Annotated in this window: 12 protein-coding genes; 5 read left to right on the top strand and 7 right to left on the bottom strand. The window is 48.6% G+C overall.

The genetic code is table 11. The features are described 5' to 3' along the window. The first annotated feature begins 2 nt into the window (after positions 1 to 2). Together Enr17x_RS23370 and Enr17x_RS23365 are read left to right on the top strand one after the other, a co-directional pair. Positions 3 to 1,487, top strand: coding sequence for a MotA/TolQ/ExbB proton channel family protein (locus tag Enr17x_RS23370; RefSeq protein WP_145312089.1), 1,485 nt, complete (start codon positions 3 to 5; stop codon positions 1,485 to 1,487). A gap of 18 nt (positions 1,488 to 1,505) precedes the next feature. Next, positions 1,506 to 2,300 (top strand): PALP domain-containing protein, encoded by a 795-nt coding sequence (locus Enr17x_RS23365; RefSeq protein ID WP_198000757.1) that lies wholly within the window; start codon positions 1,506 to 1,508, stop codon positions 2,298 to 2,300. A gap of 168 nt (positions 2,301 to 2,468) precedes the next feature. On the opposite strand, the gene Enr17x_RS23360 is transcribed toward Enr17x_RS23365, so the two are convergent. From Enr17x_RS23360 to aroB, 7 genes are all read right to left on the bottom strand, one after another. Continuing rightward, positions 2,469 to 3,782, bottom strand: a complete 1,314-nt coding sequence (locus Enr17x_RS23360) for a PQQ-binding-like beta-propeller repeat protein (RefSeq protein ID WP_232100830.1) — start codon at positions 3,780 to 3,782, stop codon at positions 2,469 to 2,471. A gap of 282 nt (positions 3,783 to 4,064) precedes the next feature. Beyond that, positions 4,065 to 4,379, bottom strand: a complete 315-nt coding sequence (locus Enr17x_RS23355) for a DUF167 domain-containing protein (RefSeq protein WP_145312087.1) — start codon at positions 4,377 to 4,379, stop codon at positions 4,065 to 4,067. A 9-nt stretch (positions 4,380 to 4,388) separates the two neighbouring features. Next, positions 4,389 to 5,099, bottom strand: a complete 711-nt coding sequence (locus Enr17x_RS23350; protein WP_145312086.1) for a YggS family pyridoxal phosphate-dependent enzyme — start codon at positions 5,097 to 5,099, stop codon at positions 4,389 to 4,391. A gap of 136 nt (positions 5,100 to 5,235) precedes the next feature. Then, on the bottom strand, positions 5,236 to 5,643 hold the full coding sequence (locus Enr17x_RS23345) for a PilZ domain-containing protein (RefSeq protein ID WP_145312085.1): 408 nt from the start codon (positions 5,641 to 5,643) through the stop codon (positions 5,236 to 5,238). A gap of 194 nt (positions 5,644 to 5,837) precedes the next feature. Further along, the gene (locus tag Enr17x_RS23340; protein ID WP_145312084.1) at positions 5,838 to 6,431 is read right to left on the bottom strand and encodes a response regulator; all 594 of its coding nucleotides are present in this window, start codon (positions 6,429 to 6,431) and stop codon (positions 5,838 to 5,840) included. Positions 6,432 to 6,471: 40 nt separating this feature from the next. Continuing rightward, complete coding sequence (locus Enr17x_RS23335) at positions 6,472 to 6,861, bottom strand: Hpt domain-containing protein (protein WP_145312083.1); 390 nt, start codon at positions 6,859 to 6,861, stop codon at positions 6,472 to 6,474. Positions 6,862 to 7,204: 343 nt separating this feature from the next. Then, entirely contained in the window at positions 7,205 to 8,377 is a 1,173-nt protein-coding gene (gene aroB / locus Enr17x_RS23330) for a 3-dehydroquinate synthase (protein ID WP_145312082.1), read from the bottom strand. A gap of 216 nt (positions 8,378 to 8,593) precedes the next feature. Here aroB and mfd point away from each other — a divergent pair, with 216 nt between their 5' ends. The 3 genes from mfd (at position 8,594) to Enr17x_RS23315 (ending at position 18,771) form a co-directional block, all read left to right on the top strand. Continuing rightward, positions 8,594 to 11,935, top strand: coding sequence for a transcription-repair coupling factor (mfd, locus tag Enr17x_RS23325; RefSeq protein WP_145312081.1), 3,342 nt, complete (start codon positions 8,594 to 8,596; stop codon positions 11,933 to 11,935). 184 nt (positions 11,936 to 12,119) lie between these two features. After that, complete coding sequence (locus Enr17x_RS23320) at positions 12,120 to 13,373, top strand: peptidylprolyl isomerase (protein ID WP_145312080.1); 1,254 nt, start codon at positions 12,120 to 12,122, stop codon at positions 13,371 to 13,373. 397 nt (positions 13,374 to 13,770) lie between these two features. Then, complete coding sequence (locus tag Enr17x_RS23315; protein ID WP_145312079.1) at positions 13,771 to 18,771, top strand: hypothetical protein; 5,001 nt, start codon at positions 13,771 to 13,773, stop codon at positions 18,769 to 18,771. Positions 18,772 to 18,890 lie beyond the last annotated feature (119 nt).

Raw genomic sequence — 18,890 nt, 5'->3', positions numbered from 1 at the left:
CCATGTATTTCCAGTTTCCCTGTGAAAAATGCTCTAAAAAACTCAAAGTTCGCGATGAAAATGTAGGGAAAAAAGTTCGCTGCCCTTACTGCCATCATACGATGCTGGTCAAAAAACCGGAAACGCCGATGATCGACACGTCCGTCGATGTCTCGTCTTCGTCTTCCGGTTCGAGTACTGGGTCAAGATCCACCGGTACATCATCTTCTCGTGCGGGAGGCAAAAAGAATGTCTCCAGCGGTTGGGCTGATGGCACTGAAGTGAGCCTCTCCAAGAGTGGGGGCATTGCCATTGTGGCTTCGATTATCTTTCTCGTACTGATGTTCCCTTTCCGGAGCTATTACCTGGGAGAATTGTTTTGGAATCGGGGTTGGGTGCCATTCGCGTTGGTCTTTTTGATGAGTTGGTCTGGTACGATTCTCATTTTGAAATCGCGTAAACTGGCCAAACAGAAAGATTCGATGCTGTTTGATACTTTACCGACAGATATCTCAGAAGAGATTTCCGAAAAGACCGTTCCCAAATTCATCGAGCATGTGAAAAACCTGCCCGTTGATCCACGTGAAAGTTTTCTGGTGAACCGGGTACTTCGCGGACTGGAGCATTTCAGTGTCTTGAAAAGCAGTGCCGAGGTTTCCAGCCGATTGCAGTCGCAATCTGAAATTGATGCGACTGCCGTCGATTCCAGTTATACCATTCTCAAAGTCTTCATCTGGGCGATTCCGATCCTCGGGTTCATCGGTACTGTGATCGGGATTAGTGCCGCCGTGGGTGGTTTTTCTGGTGGTATGGATGCGGCTGAAGATATTTCTGCGCTGAAAGATTCACTCGGGAGCGTAACGGGTGGATTATCAACTGCCTTCGATACCACACTGGTCGCGTTGGTAATGAGTATGCTGGTAATGTTTCCCAGCAGCTCCATGCAGAAGTCAGAAGAGGATCTGCTGAACTGGGTTGATGAGTACTGTAATGAAAACCTGTTGAAACGCCTGAAGGAGAGCGATCATGTTGGCGGTGGCGGTGATGAAAAAGATCATCGACGCCTGATCCAGCGGACCATCGATAAAGCAATGGCGAATCATCATGCCGAATTGCAGACCTGGATCGAAAAACTGGAAGGGATCGGCAGTACCCTGTCGCAGTCCGTGATGAAATCCTGGGGTAAAATTGACGAGAAGATTCGTGCCCAGCAGGAAGAACAGTTGAATCAGGTACAACAGGTGGTCAAGCAGCTGGAAACCGTTGAAGAGAAAATGACCGAAATTCAATCAGCGCATGCGGTAAATCTGGAAAAAATGAACGGTGAAGCGACGGAAATGGCCGAAGCTGCTGGTGTGTTAACTCAGTCCTTTAATGGGGTTCAGCAGGGCTTGAACGGATTGAATACGGTTTTGACGGATCTGGGGGAGAAGCAGGTTCTCATTCAACAGGTAGAAGCCCCCCGTAAACGCTGGGGACTGTTTGGAAATTCCAGAAGAGCACGATAACCAGAGTGTGGTGATACGGTGGTAAAGAAAAAGAAAAGCGAATCCGAAACGGTTTCACTGTTTCCGTTTCTCAGTATTCTGGCGTGTGTCATTGGAGTTCTTACCTTGATGATCACAGCCATGGCACTGAGTCAGATGGATCAACAGGATGATGTCTGGAAACGGGTTGAAGAGTTTGAATCAGAGCAGAAAAAAATCACGGAGAAACAGGAGAAGATAGACGATGTCAAAAGTCAGATCGAAGATTTGTCAAAATTGAACCGTGATTTAATTCTGGCACTGGAAGAGTTGAAGAAGCTCAAACAGGAAAAGAAGAAAATTCCGGATGATATTTCTCCGGAAGAAAAAATAAAACTTCTGGCAGAAGCGAATCGTCTGGAAAAGCGGATTGAAGAGATTAAAGACGATCCGATGGAGCTGCAAAAGGAAATTGATAAGCTCAAAATCGAATTAAACAAACGGGAAAACCCGGTTGCTGCAGAGGTCAGAATTCAGCCAGGCGGTACGGGCGTTGATTTGAATCCCACGTTTATTGAATGCACGAAAAACGGAATTCTGGTTCTGGATGGTCCTTCAAAAGACTTACGGGTTCGTCGAGACGATTTGCGGAAGAGTCTGCCTTTTGTGGAATTGCTCGACAAAATCGGGGCACAGAACAAAGGGACTGTGATTTTTCTGATTCGTCAGGATGCCGTTTACACTTATAATATCGCCTCAAGCGTTGCCCGTTCTCGCTATTGCCCCAACGGAAAATTGCCCGTAGAAGGGAACGGAAAAATTGACCTCAGCAAATTTAAGAACGCGGCAGGTTAAGCTGTTTCTGAAAACATCAGTCACGCAAAGCCCTCTCAACAGGGACTGCTTTGATTTTGAACGCGCCACTGAGATTCATAGGGGATCTGCTGACGATACAATTTAAAAACGCTCTGTCGAGATGTTTCGACAGAGCGTTTTTTATTTGACCGATCTCTTGATCGAGGATTATTCTTTCACGTCGTAACACATCAGAACATCCTGTTCGCGCAGATAAAGTTTTCCGCCACAGACCACCGGATGTGCCCAGGCTTTTCCTAAAACCTGATCTGCTTTGAAGCTGCCCTTTAGTTTATAGCCTTCAGGGGTCGCTTCTATCAAAGCCAGGTCTCCACTCTCGTACCGGAAAATCAGGTGCCCATCGGCCAGGGTTGTTGCCGCAGAACCAGATCCTTCGCCTCGAATTTTATCTTCTCTTTTGCCCCAGACGATCTTGCCTGTTTTCAATTCTACACAGATCGGAAAGCCTTTGCCGTGTCCGTGTCCACAATAGATATGATCTTTATACAGGATCAGACCACCGTGGTGATTTTGCAGCGTTTTGGGATCAAGGAAATAAACTTCTTCGGCTTTAATTCCGTCACCCTCTTTTGAAAGTTTCACCAGGGCACTTCCCGTGCCGTACCCCGTTGAGGTGAAGACATAGTCTCCGGAAACAATGGGTGTGGGGATGTTGGCAACGCCGTTCGCAACCGGATTATAGTTCCACAACAATTTTCCATCACTGGCACGAACGCCAATCAGCCCACGTCCAGTGAGTTGGACGTATTGCTTTACACCGCCGGCATTCGAAATCACGATCGAAGAATAACCGGCACCGTCTTTGCCTTTTTCCCCCAGATCGGAGACCGAGGTTTTCCAGACTTCTTTTCCCGTTGTTTTATCTAAAGCGACCATCATGGCATCTTTTCCACCGGGTGTGCAGATCACGAGGTCGCCATCGACGAGGGGAGATTCCGAAAAACCCCATTTGGACATCATTTTTCCGTCCCATTCCTCTTCGAAGTTCTTCGTCCAGATGATTTCCCCGTCTTCAACACTCAGGCAGGAAATCGCACCATTGGAAGAAATCGCATACAATCGATCTCCGTCGATGGAAGGAGTGCAGCGTGCGCCGGGATAGCCGTGTTTTGGGTTCAAATCCAGCAGGTTTGTTTTCCACAGAATTTTCCCGTCATCAGTATTGATGGCGATTACAGCCTGGCCTTCCGGAAGATTCCCCGTAGTAAACAGGCGGTTGTCCTTAATGGAAACACTGGCGTAGCCTTTACCCAGACCAGTGGCGGTCCAGACGAGTTTTGGGGGAGTCGCATTCCAGTCTTTCAGAAGTCCTGTATCAGTGGAATGATTCTGGCGATCAGGGCCTCTCCATTGCTCCCATGACTTTGAAAGTTGAGTGGGCTCAGCCGCATTGGATGACAGGGAAAGTCCGCAAACCAGTAAGGCTCCCATGAGCAGGCGAACGGGCATTGAATAACTCATAGTCAAATAGTCCTTTTGTGAGATCTTGTAGACCAGGTGGGGAATTAAATCGAGATTCTCGCAGGCACTTTCTGTATGTGGGCTTTCAGAAAACAAAGCGAGGGCCTCTTGGGGAAAGATACGGACGCATTACTGATGATTATATGAGCCCGTTCATGTCGCTGCAATCTACGGTTGAAAATTCCTGATCAGGACGCCATTGGTTCGTGCTTCAGCTCAGCGCCCCAACAGTGGAATAGAGTCTATGAGGACTCCGTTTTAGACCGATCCCGGCTAGCGAAGTTAACCAGATTTGTTCAGGGCATCCCGAATTTTTTGATGCAGTTCATCGGGCGTGATTTCGGTGATGCGGAATACTTTCAGCCCCGCCGTTTCCCCTTTATGCAGTTCGATTTGTGAACGTCTGAGGTTGAGGCCGTCCTTGATCACTTTCAGCAGTGCTTTGTTCGCTTTGCCTTTTTCCGGAGCCTGCGTGACACAGACTTTCAGTCTGCCGTCATGGATTCCGTCAATCCGGTTCTTGCTGGATTTAGGCTGTGCCCGCACGGGAAGCAGAACGGCTGTACCATCAAATTCAAGCTGTAAGTCTGTGGTCACGTCGTGTACTCAACTCCCGGATTCTAATCCTTCATACAAGGCACTGCCGATTCGGATTAGCGTAGCCCCTTCTTCAATGGCAACTTCGAAATCTCCACTCATACCCATCGAGAGCTCGTGCAGAGAGATCTGCGCGGGGGAGATCACCTGGAGTTGGTCGCGAAGCTGTGATAATTCTCGAAAGACAGGGCGAGCCAGTTCAGGGTCGGCTGTATGTGGTGCCATCGTCATCAGCCCCTCTAACTTAACGTGAGCGTGATCGCACAGGGAACTCCAGTTGGATACGAGTTCCTCGCGAGAGAATCCTTTTTTATTGGTTTCGCCGGCAAGATTGACCTCGATCAGTACTCGTGGTTGTAAATTAGATTCTGCGGCAATACGATCGATGGTCGAGAGTAGCTTCAGGGAATCTACCGAATGAATCAGGCTGCTGTGCTGGACCGTCCGTCTGACTTTATTACGTTGCAGTGGGCCGATGAAATGCCAGTGTAGATCAGCGGGGAGAAGAGAAGCCCGTTCTTCCAGTTGCGGAGTGCGGCTTTCACCCAAATGAGTACATCCCAGTTCTAATAACGCGTGGACCCATTCCAGGCGGGCATATTTTGTCACTGCAATGAACGTGACTGATTCCGGGGAACGATGTGAGCGCTGGCAGGCCGCATTGATGCAGCTTTGAATCTTGGAGTAGTTTTTGTGAATGATACCAGTCTGGTCGTCCATTCCCGGGTTTTCCACAGTTGGGGACACACGTCTCTTGTCCGTTGATCAGGATAGAATGTCTCGTAAAAAGAAGCAGACAATCATACGTTGATATTTTGTCTGAAATCAACAGACAGCAAGGAAAGAGGGAAAGGTCTTATGCGATCACTTTTCCCTGGAACCGGACCCCATATTCCCAGAAGTGTTCTTCTTCGATTTCCTTTTGTCTGACGATCTCTGCTCGGAACCACGTAACTTGATCGCCCTGGACGGGAATACCCACGTGAATGTTTTTCTGATAAATCGGCAAGGGATAAATGAAAGACAGACCAGATTGCGAAATGGAGCGGGACCAGACTTTGATTGAATTGACTGTGCCCTCTTCGGCATACTCCTCATCGGGAATGGAGATCCAGACGATTCCACGGAAGTCTTTGCGTTCGTGCGCACGCTTATTTGAGTAATGGAGGTTCATTCGTCTATCGAGACGATCCAATGAATCCAATACGCGCGAAATCGCACGGTTCTGCTTCTCTGAATATTGTTCCAGGTTAATCAGGCTCATTCGCCGCGTCCAAATAAAAGTTGTCAGGTTGAATACGATTTTCAACCAAGATGGTTTGGTTTCCTGTTAAGGTCAAGGTTTGTATAGATCTCTGATATTGGAACTATAGGTCTCGTTTAAAACGAGTCAAATCCCTCCAGTAGACAAATCAAAGTATTTGCATTTGTTCGTTCGATGTTGTGTTTTGTAAACGTTTAATTTTCAACGGTTTCCAGCTTCTCCAGAAAATTCTGCAGACTTGTCACTTCTTCATTTAAGCATTCAATAAACTGCTCTGCGGCGCCCCCATTTCCAGAGTCAATGATTTCTTTGACGGCGTCTTTCAACTTTTGAGTTGGAGTAAACAGATCCAGAGATTTCCCACTGGAGGCAGTGCTGGGGGCTCCCATGGCCATGTCTTTTAAGGTGGCTTCAAGTTCATCCTGATCGAGTGGCTTAAACATGATCTTCGACACGCCTAACTCTTTCGCCAGTTTCAGACGTTGGACATCTTTATCCTGCGAGTTTTTTTCCATACGTAACGCGGTCATCAGAATGAACTGGGGTGGATCGAGTTGTCCTTCGTCGGTAAAACGTTCCAGATTCTGTGCTTCCTGAAAGAGGTCCACTCCATCCATGCCGCGCATCATCAAGTCTGAGACCACGATGCTAATGTCATTGTCGGTCTTTAAATAGTTTAAAGCTTCGTAGCCAGATGTAGCCGAGCAGGCGGTATAGCCAAACTTTTCAACAAGGCGTGAATGGAAATGGCATGTGTAACCAACATCATCTACAACTAAGATCTTCATTTTATTGCCTTTGGGTTAAACCTACATGCGCTGACGATGATCAAACATTGCTACACTCTTGCGCCATCAATGTCTTTAATTCAGCAATGAGTTGTGAAATTTCTTTTTCAAGTGAATTGTATTTGATCTGAGATTCATCCAGTTGTTCTGACTTCCCATCATTCTCCAATGCTTGTAGCAGGAGGTAGGGCTCCAGTTTGGTATAGTTTCCAACGGTTCCCTTACAGGCGTGTGCCGCTTCTGCCAGCTCTTGAGAATCATTATTTTCAACGGCCTGCTTAATATCATTCATCTGCTGCGGGACATAGCTGAAGAACAGTTCGATCATTTCAGCGAGGAATTCCACATCCCCCACCGCCATATCCAGAACCTGCTCCCGGTTAATTAAACGCCATTGCCCGTCAGTAGAAGCCAAGTCTAAGCTTGTCATGGATCGATACCTTTTTCCTGTGATAAACGCGTCAAAAATGATTAAATCTGAAGCACGATCATCGGATTGACAGCGCAAACTCTTACATGAAAGAATTAAATCAGCAGGCTTAGAATAAAGGTTAGGTTCTATTTTTGAGAGAAACCAACGCTGATCATCAACAAGGCGAATTGGAGGGGGTTTTTATATCGGTTCTGACAGGTATACCGGTTGATAGAGTGGAAGGGACCTGGAAATAAGGAAATTCTGTATGTAGGTAGGTATTAATACACTGTTCGTGATTTGAAAATTGAGGTGAATGACCTACGCTCAAATTCAGTCATTTTCTATAAGGAATCGAGACTTAGATTTGAAAGTCATCATTGCGGGCTTTGGTTTGTGCTAATTCTTCAAGCACTTCTCGTACAAGTGACTCCGAAATATCTTTGAAGACTTCCACCCGTCCGATACAGGTGGGAAGAACAAATCGCAATTTACCACCAACGGTTTTCTTATCCAGTTTCATGCGGTCGATGATTTCATCGGTTTCCAAACAGGTTCCTTCCGGCAATGAAACTGGTAATCCCAGAGCCTGGAGGAGCTCAATCTGGCGTTTTGTGTCTGAATGAGGGATCAAATTCAGCTTTTCAGCCAGGTAACTGGCGTAGACCATCCCAATGGAGACCGCTTCGCCGTGCATCAGCTCTCCGTAGCCACAGAGCGCTTCAAATGCGTGGGCAAAGGTATGACCATAATTCAAAATGGCCCGTAAGCCGGTCCGTTCATACTCGTCCTGTTCGACCACTTCCGCTTTTAACTCACAGCTTCGGGCAATGACGGTTCGCAGTGCGTCAGGCGATCGTTGATTCAGTGCTTCAATATTCTGTTCCAGGTATTGAAAGAATTTGGAATCCAGAATGACGCCATATTTTACGATTTCTGCAAGTCCGCTTCGATAATCCCGTTCGGGAAGCGTTTCGAGCGTTGAGGTATCAATGAACACGCCCAGTGGTTGATAAAAGGCGCCGATGAGATTTTTCGCCTGTGGATGATTCACGCCGACTTTTCCTCCAACGGAACTGTCAACATGTGCCAGCAAGGAGGTTGGTACTTGAACAAAAGGTAGTCCACGGACATAGGTGGCAGCAACAAAGCCCGCGGCATCCCCGGTCACGCCTCCCCCAACTGCGATGAGAACGGTCTGGCGATCTGCCTTCAGCTCCACCAGTCGGTCGTAAAGACTGGAAATTACGGCCAGAGATTTCGATTTCTCACCAGATTCAATGACCGCGGTTTCCCATTTCCAGCCCTTTGTTTTAAGACTGTTTTCAATTTTGGGGGTATGTAATGTCGACAGGTTCCGATCGGTGACAATGAATGCGGTTTTGTTGCCTTCCTTCACGGAATTCCGGAATGCCGGGTTATTGTTCATCCAGGTTTCCAGTGTTTCTGCGAACTGGTCGAACTGGTCACTCACAACGGAAATATGATAACTGCGCGGCCCCAGAGCAACATTGACATCGTAACTATCAGACACGTTGTTTCCCTCTTTATGGTAAAATCAGGCAAGTCTGTACGCCGTTCTTATGAAATCGGTCTTCCATTCCGCCTTGTAATCAGTGACTCAAGTCCTTCTATCCTAGCTTTGCGCTGCCTTGAAGTCACGCCGGATGGTCTGGAAAACGTGACGCAATCATGTTTTTCGAGTTGAGCACGTGACAATTTCACACTGCTTGCTAAAATTATTTTGAACATGACCAAACCAATCGACAGTCAGATTCAGTCGATGCAGGATCTGGTTCCCGTTTTAAGCCGAAGCGAAGGATTCGCCGCTGTGGTTGCGGCTCTCCAGTCAGGTCAAAGCGGGACAATTGATGGAGCCTGGGGAGGATCGTGCGCGCTGACTGCAGCGACGATTGCAGAAACAGTGAAATCTCCTGTTTTAATCGTCCTTCCTCGCCTGGGAGAAATCGACGAATTCAGTGGCGACCTTACCAGTTTTCTGGGAAGAAGCCCGGATCTGTTCCCTGCTTGGGAAACCTTACCTGACGAACATGATGTCGCGGACTCGGTTTTTGGTGGTCGCCTGAGGGTACTGAATCAACTGGTACCACTCGATCAGAATGCGGATAGTATCCCGCCGGTGATTGTGACTTCGTTTCCCGCTTTACTGCAGCCTGTTCCCAGTCGTCAAAAACGTCGCGAAGCAACTCGCAGGATTCGGGTGGGGGATGAAATTGACACAGATCCCTTCATGAGTTGGCTTATCGAGCGTGGATTCGAACGGACAACGGCAATTGAACTGCCGGGCGAATTCAGTATGCATGGCGGCATTCTGGATATTTTCTCTCCCGATGCCACGCTTCCTCTGCGAATTGAATTTTTTGGCGACGAAGTCGAGTCGATCAGACAGTTTGATGTGGAAACACAGAGAACTGTCGAGACTTGCGAATCGGTTGATCTAACGCTGATTTCCCCGGTCTCCGCGGCTGAGGAACATTCGCAAGGACGTACGCTAGCCAGGGATCTGGATGAGTCCGCTTCGGAAAGCCTGCTGGACAATTTACCGAAGAATACCTGTATTGTTCTAGTGGAACTCCCAGAACTGGTTGATGAAGGCAGACGATATCTGGACCGGCTCGAAAATCCGCGAGGATTATTCAGTGTGCCCGCGATGATGTCCCGCTGCACCGATTTTCCATCCGTAACGATCGCGCCCATTTCTGCTGAATCAACAGAGATCTCTTGCCATTTACAGATTGAATCGATTGAGCGTTTTACGCGCGCGAAGTCAGAAATGATTGAAGAACTGGCTTCGATCACCGGTCCTCATGATCGCGTTGTCGTCTGTTGTCATAACCAGGGCGAAGAAGATCGGCTGCGTGAGATCCTGAATGAGTCTGAGCTGGAAATCAGCGGCCGCGTGACAACCTGTATTGGGAATCTGGCTTTGGGCTTTCGGATTGTTTCCGAACATCTGGTCGTGTTAAGTGATCATGAGCTCTTTGGCCGCGCTGATATCCGACACAAGCCGCGCAAGCGAAAAGTCGAAAGCCGGGCCATCGACAATTTTCTCGATTTGAATGTGGGCGATTTTGTCGTACATCTCTCACACGGCATTGCCCGTTTCAAAGGTTTGGAGCTCCTCGAGAAGGATGGCTGTCGCGAAGAACATCTCTCTTTGGAGTTTCGTGATAAAGTGCAAATGTATGTGCCGGTCTCTCTGGTTCATCTTGTGCAAAAATATATCGGGGGTGGAAAACACATTCCTCAACTGTCCAAGTTGGGGGGGAAAAGCTGGGCGAACAAAAAGGAAAAAGCGGCGCAGGCCGTCAGGGATATGGCCAGCGATATGTTACGCATGCAGGCTATGCGTTCGGCTCAACCAGGCATCGCTTATCCTCCCGACAGTCACTGGCAAAAAGAATTTGAAGCTTCGTTTCCCTATACAGAAACCACCGATCAACTGCATGCCATCAATGATATTCGACATGATATGGAGCGACCTCAACCCATGGATCGTTTGATCTGCGGTGACGTTGGTTATGGTAAAACCGAGGTTGCGATCCGTGCTGCTTTTAAAGCCATCGATTCAGGAAAGCAGGTTGCCGTGCTGGTCCCCACAACGGTTCTGGCCGAGCAGCATACGCGGACCTTCAGCGAGCGGATGGCCGATTATCCAATCACCATTGAAGGTCTCTCGCGTTTCAAAACAAAAAAGGAACAGCGAAAGACACTGGAAGGCATGGCCTCGGGTAGTGTCGATCTGGTGATCGGCACACATCGCTTGATTCAGAAAGATATCAAATTTAAAGATCTAGGTCTGCTGATTATTGATGAGGAACAGCGGTTTGGTGTGGAAGCAAAAGAAATGCTGAAGTCCCTCAGACTGCAGATTGATGTGCTCACCCTGAGCGCGACTCCGGTGCCGCGGACTCTGCATATGTCGTTATTGGGGATACGCGATATTTCCAACTTGACCACAGCGCCCCGTGATCGCGTTCCGATCGAAACACGCATCTCCCGCTTTGATCCCGAACTGATCCGGCATGCGATGGTGCGCGAATTGAATCGAAACGGGCAGGTTTATTTTGTGCATAACCGGGTCCACGATTTACAGAAGTATGCAGACCGGATTCAGCAAATTGTTCCTGAAGCCACGATCGGGATCGGGCATGGGCAGATGAAAGAATCCGAACTCGAAGCGGCCATGTACGACTTCGTATCCGGTCGAGTTGATATCTTTGTCTGCACCACCATCATTGAGAGCGGGCTGGATATACCGAATGCCAATACCATGTTCATTCACGATGCCGGCAATCATGGACTTTCGGATCTGCACCAACTCCGCGGACGTGTGGGGAGGTCGCATCATCGGGCCTATTGTTATCTGCTGTTACGCGATGGGCAGATACTGACGCCTGTGGCTGCGAAACGGCTTAAAGCGATTGAAGAATACAGCGAGCTGGGGGCCGGGTTTAAAATCGCGATGCGCGACCTGGAAATTCGAGGGGCCGGGAATATCCTGGGAACCGAGCAAAGTGGCCATATTTCCGCAGTTGGGTATGAACTGTATTGCCAACTGCTGGAAAATGCCTGTAAAAGACTGAAAAACGAGCCCCTGCGGGAACACCATCACGTCGCCATCGATCTGCCTTGTACCGCCTACCTGCCTTCGGATTATATCCCCCCTGGCCGCATCAAAATTGAAATGTATCGGCGGTTATCCGCGATTCGTTCTCTGGATGAATTGGCGGATCTGGAGACAGAATTCGAGGATCGCTTCGGGAATATTCCCCACCCTGTGCGACAATTATTGATTTTGAAAGAATTACAAATCCTGGCACAGCAGTGGCAGGTAGATAGTATTCGCCTGGAAGAAAACTTCGCTGTTTTAGGCTATCGGGACAAAAATCATATCCTGGCACTGGCAAAAAGCAATCAGAATCGGATTCCAGTTCGCATTGTAGATCATAAATCGGCGTACATACCGTTGCCGGTTTCTGCCGTTGATGTGGAAACAATCATGTTAGAGCTCAAATCGGTATTGCAACAAAGTTTTGATCCGACCTATAATCTCGCACCATCATCCTGACGGGGTGAAAAACGAGTCGGTTTTGAATTCGTTTTCTGTCTTGATGGATGATATTGATAGTGTGTCAGTCAACGTTCCCCTCCTTACAATTCCCATGTAATTCTGACTGTTACAGTATCGCCTGTTGATTGTCTCTCAAATTCCCGAATCGTAAATTCGTTCATCAGCTGCAGGATGCATCTTGATGCGCTACGCGCAAGTATATTTTTTGTTTCTTGTTTCGCTTGGCATGGTTGGTTGTGAAACTACTCCCAAAGTAGACAACCCTGTGCTGGGACCGCCCCCGCCGCGCCTGAAATCCGCTCTGAAGCAGCAAAAGCTGAAGCATGCTGAGATTGCCAGCCGGGCGAATGACAGGAAGAATATTCTGGAAGGGGACTTCGAGGATTCTGAGAATCCTTTCGAAACGCCGGTCATCACTGCATCTACCACTTCAGCCGAAAGCGCTGTTGAAGATACCGAAGATATTCTCTCTGACAGTACTGTGGTTGCCATGGTCAATGGAACACCGCTGTTTGTGTCGGATGTGATTGGCGTTTACAATTTCCAGCTCAAGCAGGCAGAGCAGAGAATGCCGCCTGAAGAGTATCAGAAATTACGACGTGCTCTGGTGAAACGTGACCTCAAAGGACACGTTGAACGCCAGCTTTTGATACATGAAATGAAGAGTACGCTCAAGAAAGAACAGCTGGATCAGCTGCAGGAAGTATTGGAAACCGCGTTTGAAGAAGAACGCATCCCCGAACTGCAAAAAGGACTGGGTGTAAACTCACCCCAGGAAGTGGAAGCAAAACTGAATGAGCAGGGGCGTTCTCTTTATAGTGAGCGAGAACTGTTTTTGAAGCAGCAGTCTGCGATTCAGTTTATGGCCGTGAAAGCGAAAGCAACCAGCAAATTTAGCCGTGAAGAAGTACTGGCACGTTACAAAGCCAATATTAAAGACTATGAAGTGCCATCCAAAGTTCGCTGGCAGCGTATCCGAATCACTTATGCAAAGCATGGGGGCAAGGACCAGGCTGTGGGACTGTTGGATGAAGTCATTCATAAATTACAGGCCGGGGAAGAATTTGGCGTACTGGCTAAAAAATATTCCGATGGCACACGTGCAGAAAAAAATGGTCAATGGGGTTGGACTCGTCGAGGCAGCCTGGCAGAACCGGAAATCGAAGAAGCACTGTTTACACTTCCGATCGGTCAGACCAGCCAGGTGTTTGAAACATCAACCTCATTTCAAATCGTAAAAGTAAATGATCGAAAAGAGGCTGGACATATTCCGTTTGCCGATGTTCAGGGCAAACTTGAGCAATCCATGATCAATGAAGCTCGTATGAAAGCCACAAAAGAAATACTTGAAGAGTTACACGCGAAGGCTGTGATCGAAACGATGTTCGATCTGGATGAGGATGATGTAAATTCTACAAATTCTGCTGGTCCATAAGACCGCGAGATTAACAAAAGATTAAGATTGTCCTCGTAAAAAACAGTCTAAAAGTTTTTTTGAAAACCATACAAACTTTTTTGAAAATATTGTCATACTCATATTGACCTGAAAAGCAAAAATCGATTATTAACCGCACACACTTCTCTCAACTCTCAAAAAATCAAATCTACATTTCATATCACTGACAATCGTCTGTTACTTTTGCTTAACGGCAAACGTTCAATTGCATTTCGTTTTCTAGAATCCTGGTTTGTCATACGGAACTCGTATAGCACTAAATCCGGATTTCGGACTAAAATCCTACCCACTTTTAGATAGCGAGTTGGAAGTCATGATGACTCCTCAAAATAAACATAATCAAAGTTGGTGTTCTGGCTTGAAGGAGGGACCTACATTGGGCAAGGCATTTGGAGTACTAGCCTGTACGACGCTGATCGCAGCGTCAATGTGGCTGGCCAATCTTGGCAACACGACCAGGAAGGTCGCTGCTGATGTCGAGAAGAATGGCCAGTCGATTGCGGGGCGTCAACAACGCTCGGCTCGTTACTATCTGAGTCTGGGGACTCAATATTACGAGAGAGGACAATTCGCTGAAGCGGTAGAAGTGCTTGAAAAAGCTTCTGTCTCTCCAGGTCGTTTGTCATCTGCAGAGTTTCGCAAAATGAACGACTATCTTGGTCGTGCTCGAAAGCGAGCTGCAGCACCTCGAGACAAACGGATTGTCAGAGCACAGTCACCCGCGGCTGACTCTAGTCCGATGAATTTCTCCAGTGGTGCAGGAAAGTCTCTTGAAGAGCAGAAGCAACTGGCTCGTCAGTTACTTCAGTCTGCCCGTGAGGATATTAAGCTCAATGAACTGGCAAAAGCCCGTCTGAAAGCAGGGCAGGCAGCCTCAATGAAACTGGAATATGGTCCGTTCGATGAACGACCGGAACAGGTTCTGGCTGCCATCGCTCGCGCAGAGCAACGAAACAATACGACTTCTCCGATTCAGCAAGCCGGTGGCTTTTCGAATCGTCGGTCAAATATTATGCAGGTTGCTAACGTCGAAGAATCTACTGAAAGCAACCCATTCTCCAATCCCGGTGCCAATCCATTTGATGGAAGTCAGTCGAGAAAGCTGACGGAAAAAGAACAAGCATCGGTTCTGTTAAAGCAGGCCCGTCAAGCCTTGAGTGCAGGTCACTATGATGATGCCCGAAGCCTTGCCATCCAGGCACAGGATTATGATGTTGCATACAAACTGTTCGAAGAACGTCCGCAACACATTCTGGCTGAAATTGAACGTAAAACCGGTGCCAAGATCTTCGCTGGTAAGTCGACTCCTTCAATGCCAGTCGCGCAGTCCGATGCACCATCTTCAGATAAACAACAGTCTGCAAAACTGTTAAAACAGGCTCGTGCTGAATTACAGTCTGGACGCTTCGATTCTGCTCGTGAACTGGCACTGCAGGCAAGTCAGTTGGATGTCGCATACCGACTGTTTGATGATCGTCCTGAATTGATTCTCGACGAAATTAAGCGGGCTCAGTCAGGGGGTGCCCTGGCAGCCACTGGTTCCAGCCGTCCTCAGGCAACGCCTGTCGCTGTTCCTCAAGGTGCATCCAAAGAACAGGCAACCGAGTTACTGCGTCTGGCACGCCTGGACATTAAAAAACGTGACTTCGACAGTGCTCGTCAGAAAGTAAATCAGGTGCAGCAGATGCCGGTCTCTTATGATCTGTTTGATGACCGGCCTGAACTGGTACTGGCAGCCATTGATCGAATTTCCGATGAAGCAGCCATCATCTCAGGCATCAAAGGCCTGCAGCAAAACCAGGACGCGGTTCGTCCTCGAATCAACCGTTTGATGGAACAGGCTCAGCTGGCTTTACAGCAGGGGAATAAAGACGAAGCACTCATGCTCGCTTCTTCTGCACAGAAGCTGGCTCAGACTCTGGATCTTCGCTTCTCGAATCCAAATGAATCGCCGGATGCTTTCATACAACGTGTCGGAACCAGTTCTGAAACCAGACTGAATCCTGGTACTTCAAAAAACATGGATGGAAAATCGAATGCGGAATATGCACGTCAACTATTGGCCTCTGCCCGCAAGGATCTTTCCAGCAATCGAGTGGAAGAAGCCCGACAAAAAGCGGAAGCCGCACAGAAAATTGATACAGCATATACGCTGTTTGAAGATCGTCCTGAACAGGTTCTGGCAGACATTCGTAAAATGGCCGGCCAGCCTGGTGGACTTTCACAGGAACAATTATACGCTGCTGAGAATGAGCGTAAGAAAGCATTCTCACAAAAGCTGGTTGCTCAAGCTCGAACAGATCTGAAAGCAAGACGCTATGAGGATGCTCGTGCGAATGCCGAAGAAGCCTTGCAGGTTGGCGTACAATTCAAGCCGGGTGAAGACAGCCCGCAGGCCATCCTGCGTGATCTGGAAGCCAGAATGGGTACTCAACCCACTCAGGTAGCACAAATGAAACAGAACGATGCCAGTGAGATCGCCGTAATTCATCCCGGTGCCTCTGCTCTGGAATTGTATAACCTGGGAATGCAACGCCTTTCCGAAGGAAATCGCGGAGCCGCTTATCAGGCATTTTTAGCCGCCTATCAGTCTGGTGAAAAACTGGATAACCATCGTGCACAACAGCTGCAGGATGCCGTTCGAGAACTGGCACCTTCACGGGCTGACAAAATTCGCCTGGTCAAGAATCAGAGTCCTTCCACGGATCCTCTCACAGGTACGAAGGAACCCAGCACGATTGATCTGGTTGAACAGAAACAGGCGATTGAGTTCAGCCGCCTGCGATCGGACGTTCTAAACGCGATCTTCAAAGCCGAAAGAATGCGTGAAAACGCTCCAACGGAAGCTTTGGAAATTATCGATCAGACAATGTCCAAAGTAGAAAGTTCCAGTCTGAATAAGAAGTCGACAGCGGCTCTCATCGGCTCACTGCAACGAACTCGTGAATCCATTGATTCCTTCCGCAAACAGGTTGCTCCTCTGGAAGAATTAAAGAGACGCAACCAGGAAGTGGAAGAACATATCTCTCAGGAAATCAAAACCAGAATTCGTGTTGAGCAGGAACTTGCCGAGCTGGTTCAAAAGTTTAATGAGCTGCTTGATCAGCGTCGCTATGCGGAAGCCGGTGTGGTTGCCAAACAGGCTGTCGACCTCGATCCGCAAAACCCGGTTGCTGTCACAATGAAATGGAAAGCACAGTTCATTCAACGTGAAGCATCAAATACAAGTATGCGTGAACGCAAAGAACAGAATGTCTGGAGTCAGCTGAACGATGTCGAAGAAGCATTGGCAGATGCCTATACTCCGGACATCAAATTCGGTCATGACGCCAAAGAGTGGGCAGAGCTTACGAAACGTCGTGACAAGTACCATGCGAAAAATCATACTCAGAAGACAGAAAGAGAAATTCAGATTGAAGAAAGCCTGGAACGCCCGGTCAACCTTCTGTTTGAAAATGAATCGCTGGCGAACGTGATGAACAAGATTCAGACGCTCACTGGGATCAACATCTTCCTGGATACTCTGGGACTGGAAGAGGAAGGCGTTACAACTGATGCTCCTGTGACGATCAACGTCAATGGCATCAAACTCAGAAGTGCGTTGAACCTGCTTCTGGAACCGCTGAATCTTTCCTACACAATTGATAACGAAGTATTGAAAATCACCAGCCGCATTCGTCAGCAGGGAACATTGAGAACGGAAACGTACCCGGTCGCCGACCTGGTAGTGCCGATTCCCAACTTTGCTGCCAGCGGCAGTATGGCAAGTAACCCTTACAGCCAGATTGGTGCCGTCAGCTATGGATCAGGCATTGGTGGAAATCAGGCTGCTCCCGGTAACTTCCAGGTAGCAGACCCTGTGATGGGCGGTGTGCCCGGTTCCAATCCCTGGAGCAATGGCGGTGCGACCTCACAGGTTGCCGGCGGTGGTTCTAATATCGACTTCGATTCCTTAACCGAACTCATTGTCTCTACCGTCGAACCAGATTCCTGGGAAGAAATCGGTGGTGCCGGCAGTGTGCGTCCTTTTGAAACCACGTTGAGTCTGGTGATTCGTCAAACACAAAAAGTACACGACGAAATTGCCAACCTGCTCGATCAGTTGAGAAGACTGCAGGATCTCCAGGTGACAATTGAAGTACGCTTTGTGACTGTCTCCGATCGATTCTTCGAACGAATTGGTGTCGACTTCGACTTCAATGTCGCAGATACCGTTGGTGGTCCGACTGTAGATGATAACGGAAACCCTGTTCCCGCCTTTGGTCAGGTCGACCTGCTTGGGAATGCCAACCAAGGTGGTGGTAACAACCAGGGTGGTCAGCAAGGTCAGCAAGGGCAAAATACGACATCAGGTCAGACGGGTGGGCAGGGAGTGGCTCCCTTTAGTAATCCACCTACGAGAACGTTGCTCAACTTCGATAACTGGCCCAAAAAAGGTACAGTCGTCGGGATGGCTTCTCCTGAGTCGTTTACACCAGACCTCGACGTTCAGTTCCGCCAGGGATCATTTGAAATCGGTGTTCCTGAATTTGGAAGTTTCAATGCAAACGCCGGTGTGAATGTTGGTCTGGCGATTCTGAGTGACATCGAAGCCTTCTTCTTCATCAATGCTGCTCAGGCCGATGAACGATCAAACTTGATGTTTGCTCCGAAAGTAACACTCTTTAACGGTCAGGTTGCCTTTGTGACCAGTAACGTATCACGGCCTTTCGTGATCAGTCTGGTGCCTACAGTGGGTAACTTTGCTGTCGGGTTCACACCTGTCATCGCGAATATTCCTGAAGGGGTCTCACTGACTGTGTCAGCTGTGATCTCCGCAGACCGACGTTATGTACGACTCTCCGTTAACCCGAACTTCACCAACGTGACCGACGTGTTTACCTTCTCCTTCCAAGGGGGAACCGGTGGCGGTCAACAAGGTCAGCAGGGGCAGCAAGGTCAGCAGGGTGGCCAGCTTGGTCAGCAGGGTGGCGGAAACTTTGGTAACGGTGTCGGAACCGGTGTCGGTGGTATCGGCGGTGTCGGTGGAAACACGGGTGGCCAAGGTGGCCAGCAAGGTCAGCAAGGCCAGCAGGGGCAACAGGGGCAGCAGGGTGGTGGCTTGGGAACAACCACGATTCAGCAGCCGGTTGTGGAACAGGTCACGGTGACCACGACAGTCAGTGTGCCCGATGGTGGTACGGTGCTCCTGGGCGGTGTCAAACGACTCCGTGAAGGACGCAGTATGGCCGGTGTTCCGATTCTGAATAAACTTCCTTACATCAGTCGTCTGTTCAAGAACACTGGTGTCGGTCGTGAAACCGAAAGTTTGATGATGATGGTCACACCCAGAATTATCATTCAGGAAGAAGAAGAGGAAGCTCTTCTCGGATACTAAGGAAAAGGGATCATCTGTTTGATCAGGTGATCCCGGGAAATTGCAGATCGCGGGATCTGCAGAGGGGCTGATCGTCAGCAGCCCCGGGCTCTGGCCGTCGCGAATTCTCCCCCCCTGAT

This window comes from Gimesia fumaroli, from assembly GCF_007754425.1.
Classification (GTDB): Bacteria; Planctomycetota; Planctomycetia; order Planctomycetales; family Planctomycetaceae; genus Gimesia; species Gimesia fumaroli.
Note: the sequence above shows the minus strand (reverse complement) of the source record. Positions and strands in the feature narration are given on the sequence as shown.

What these genes read in the sequence shown, in the direction of transcription:
- Enr17x_RS23335 (WP_145312083.1), bottom strand. Translation starts at nt 6,861, where the DNA reads ATGACAAGCTTAGACTTGGCTTCTACTGACGGGCAATGGCGTTTAATT.
- Enr17x_RS23360 (WP_232100830.1), bottom strand. Translation starts at nt 3,782, where the DNA reads ATGAGTTATTCAATGCCCGTTCGCCTGCTCATGGGAGCCTTACTGGTT.
- Enr17x_RS23340 (WP_145312084.1), bottom strand. Translation starts at nt 6,431, where the DNA reads ATGAAGATCTTAGTTGTAGATGATGTTGGTTACACATGCCATTTCCAT.
- Enr17x_RS23320 (WP_145312080.1), top strand. Translation starts at nt 12,120, where the DNA reads ATGCGCTACGCGCAAGTATATTTTTTGTTTCTTGTTTCGCTTGGCATG.
- mfd (WP_145312081.1), top strand. Translation starts at nt 8,594, where the DNA reads ATGACCAAACCAATCGACAGTCAGATTCAGTCGATGCAGGATCTGGTT.
- Enr17x_RS23350 (WP_145312086.1), bottom strand. Translation starts at nt 5,099, where the DNA reads ATGGACGACCAGACTGGTATCATTCACAAAAACTACTCCAAGATTCAA.
- Enr17x_RS23370 (WP_145312089.1), top strand. Translation starts at nt 3, where the DNA reads ATGTATTTCCAGTTTCCCTGTGAAAAATGCTCTAAAAAACTCAAAGTT.
- Enr17x_RS23345 (WP_145312085.1), bottom strand. Translation starts at nt 5,643, where the DNA reads ATGAGCCTGATTAACCTGGAACAATATTCAGAGAAGCAGAACCGTGCG.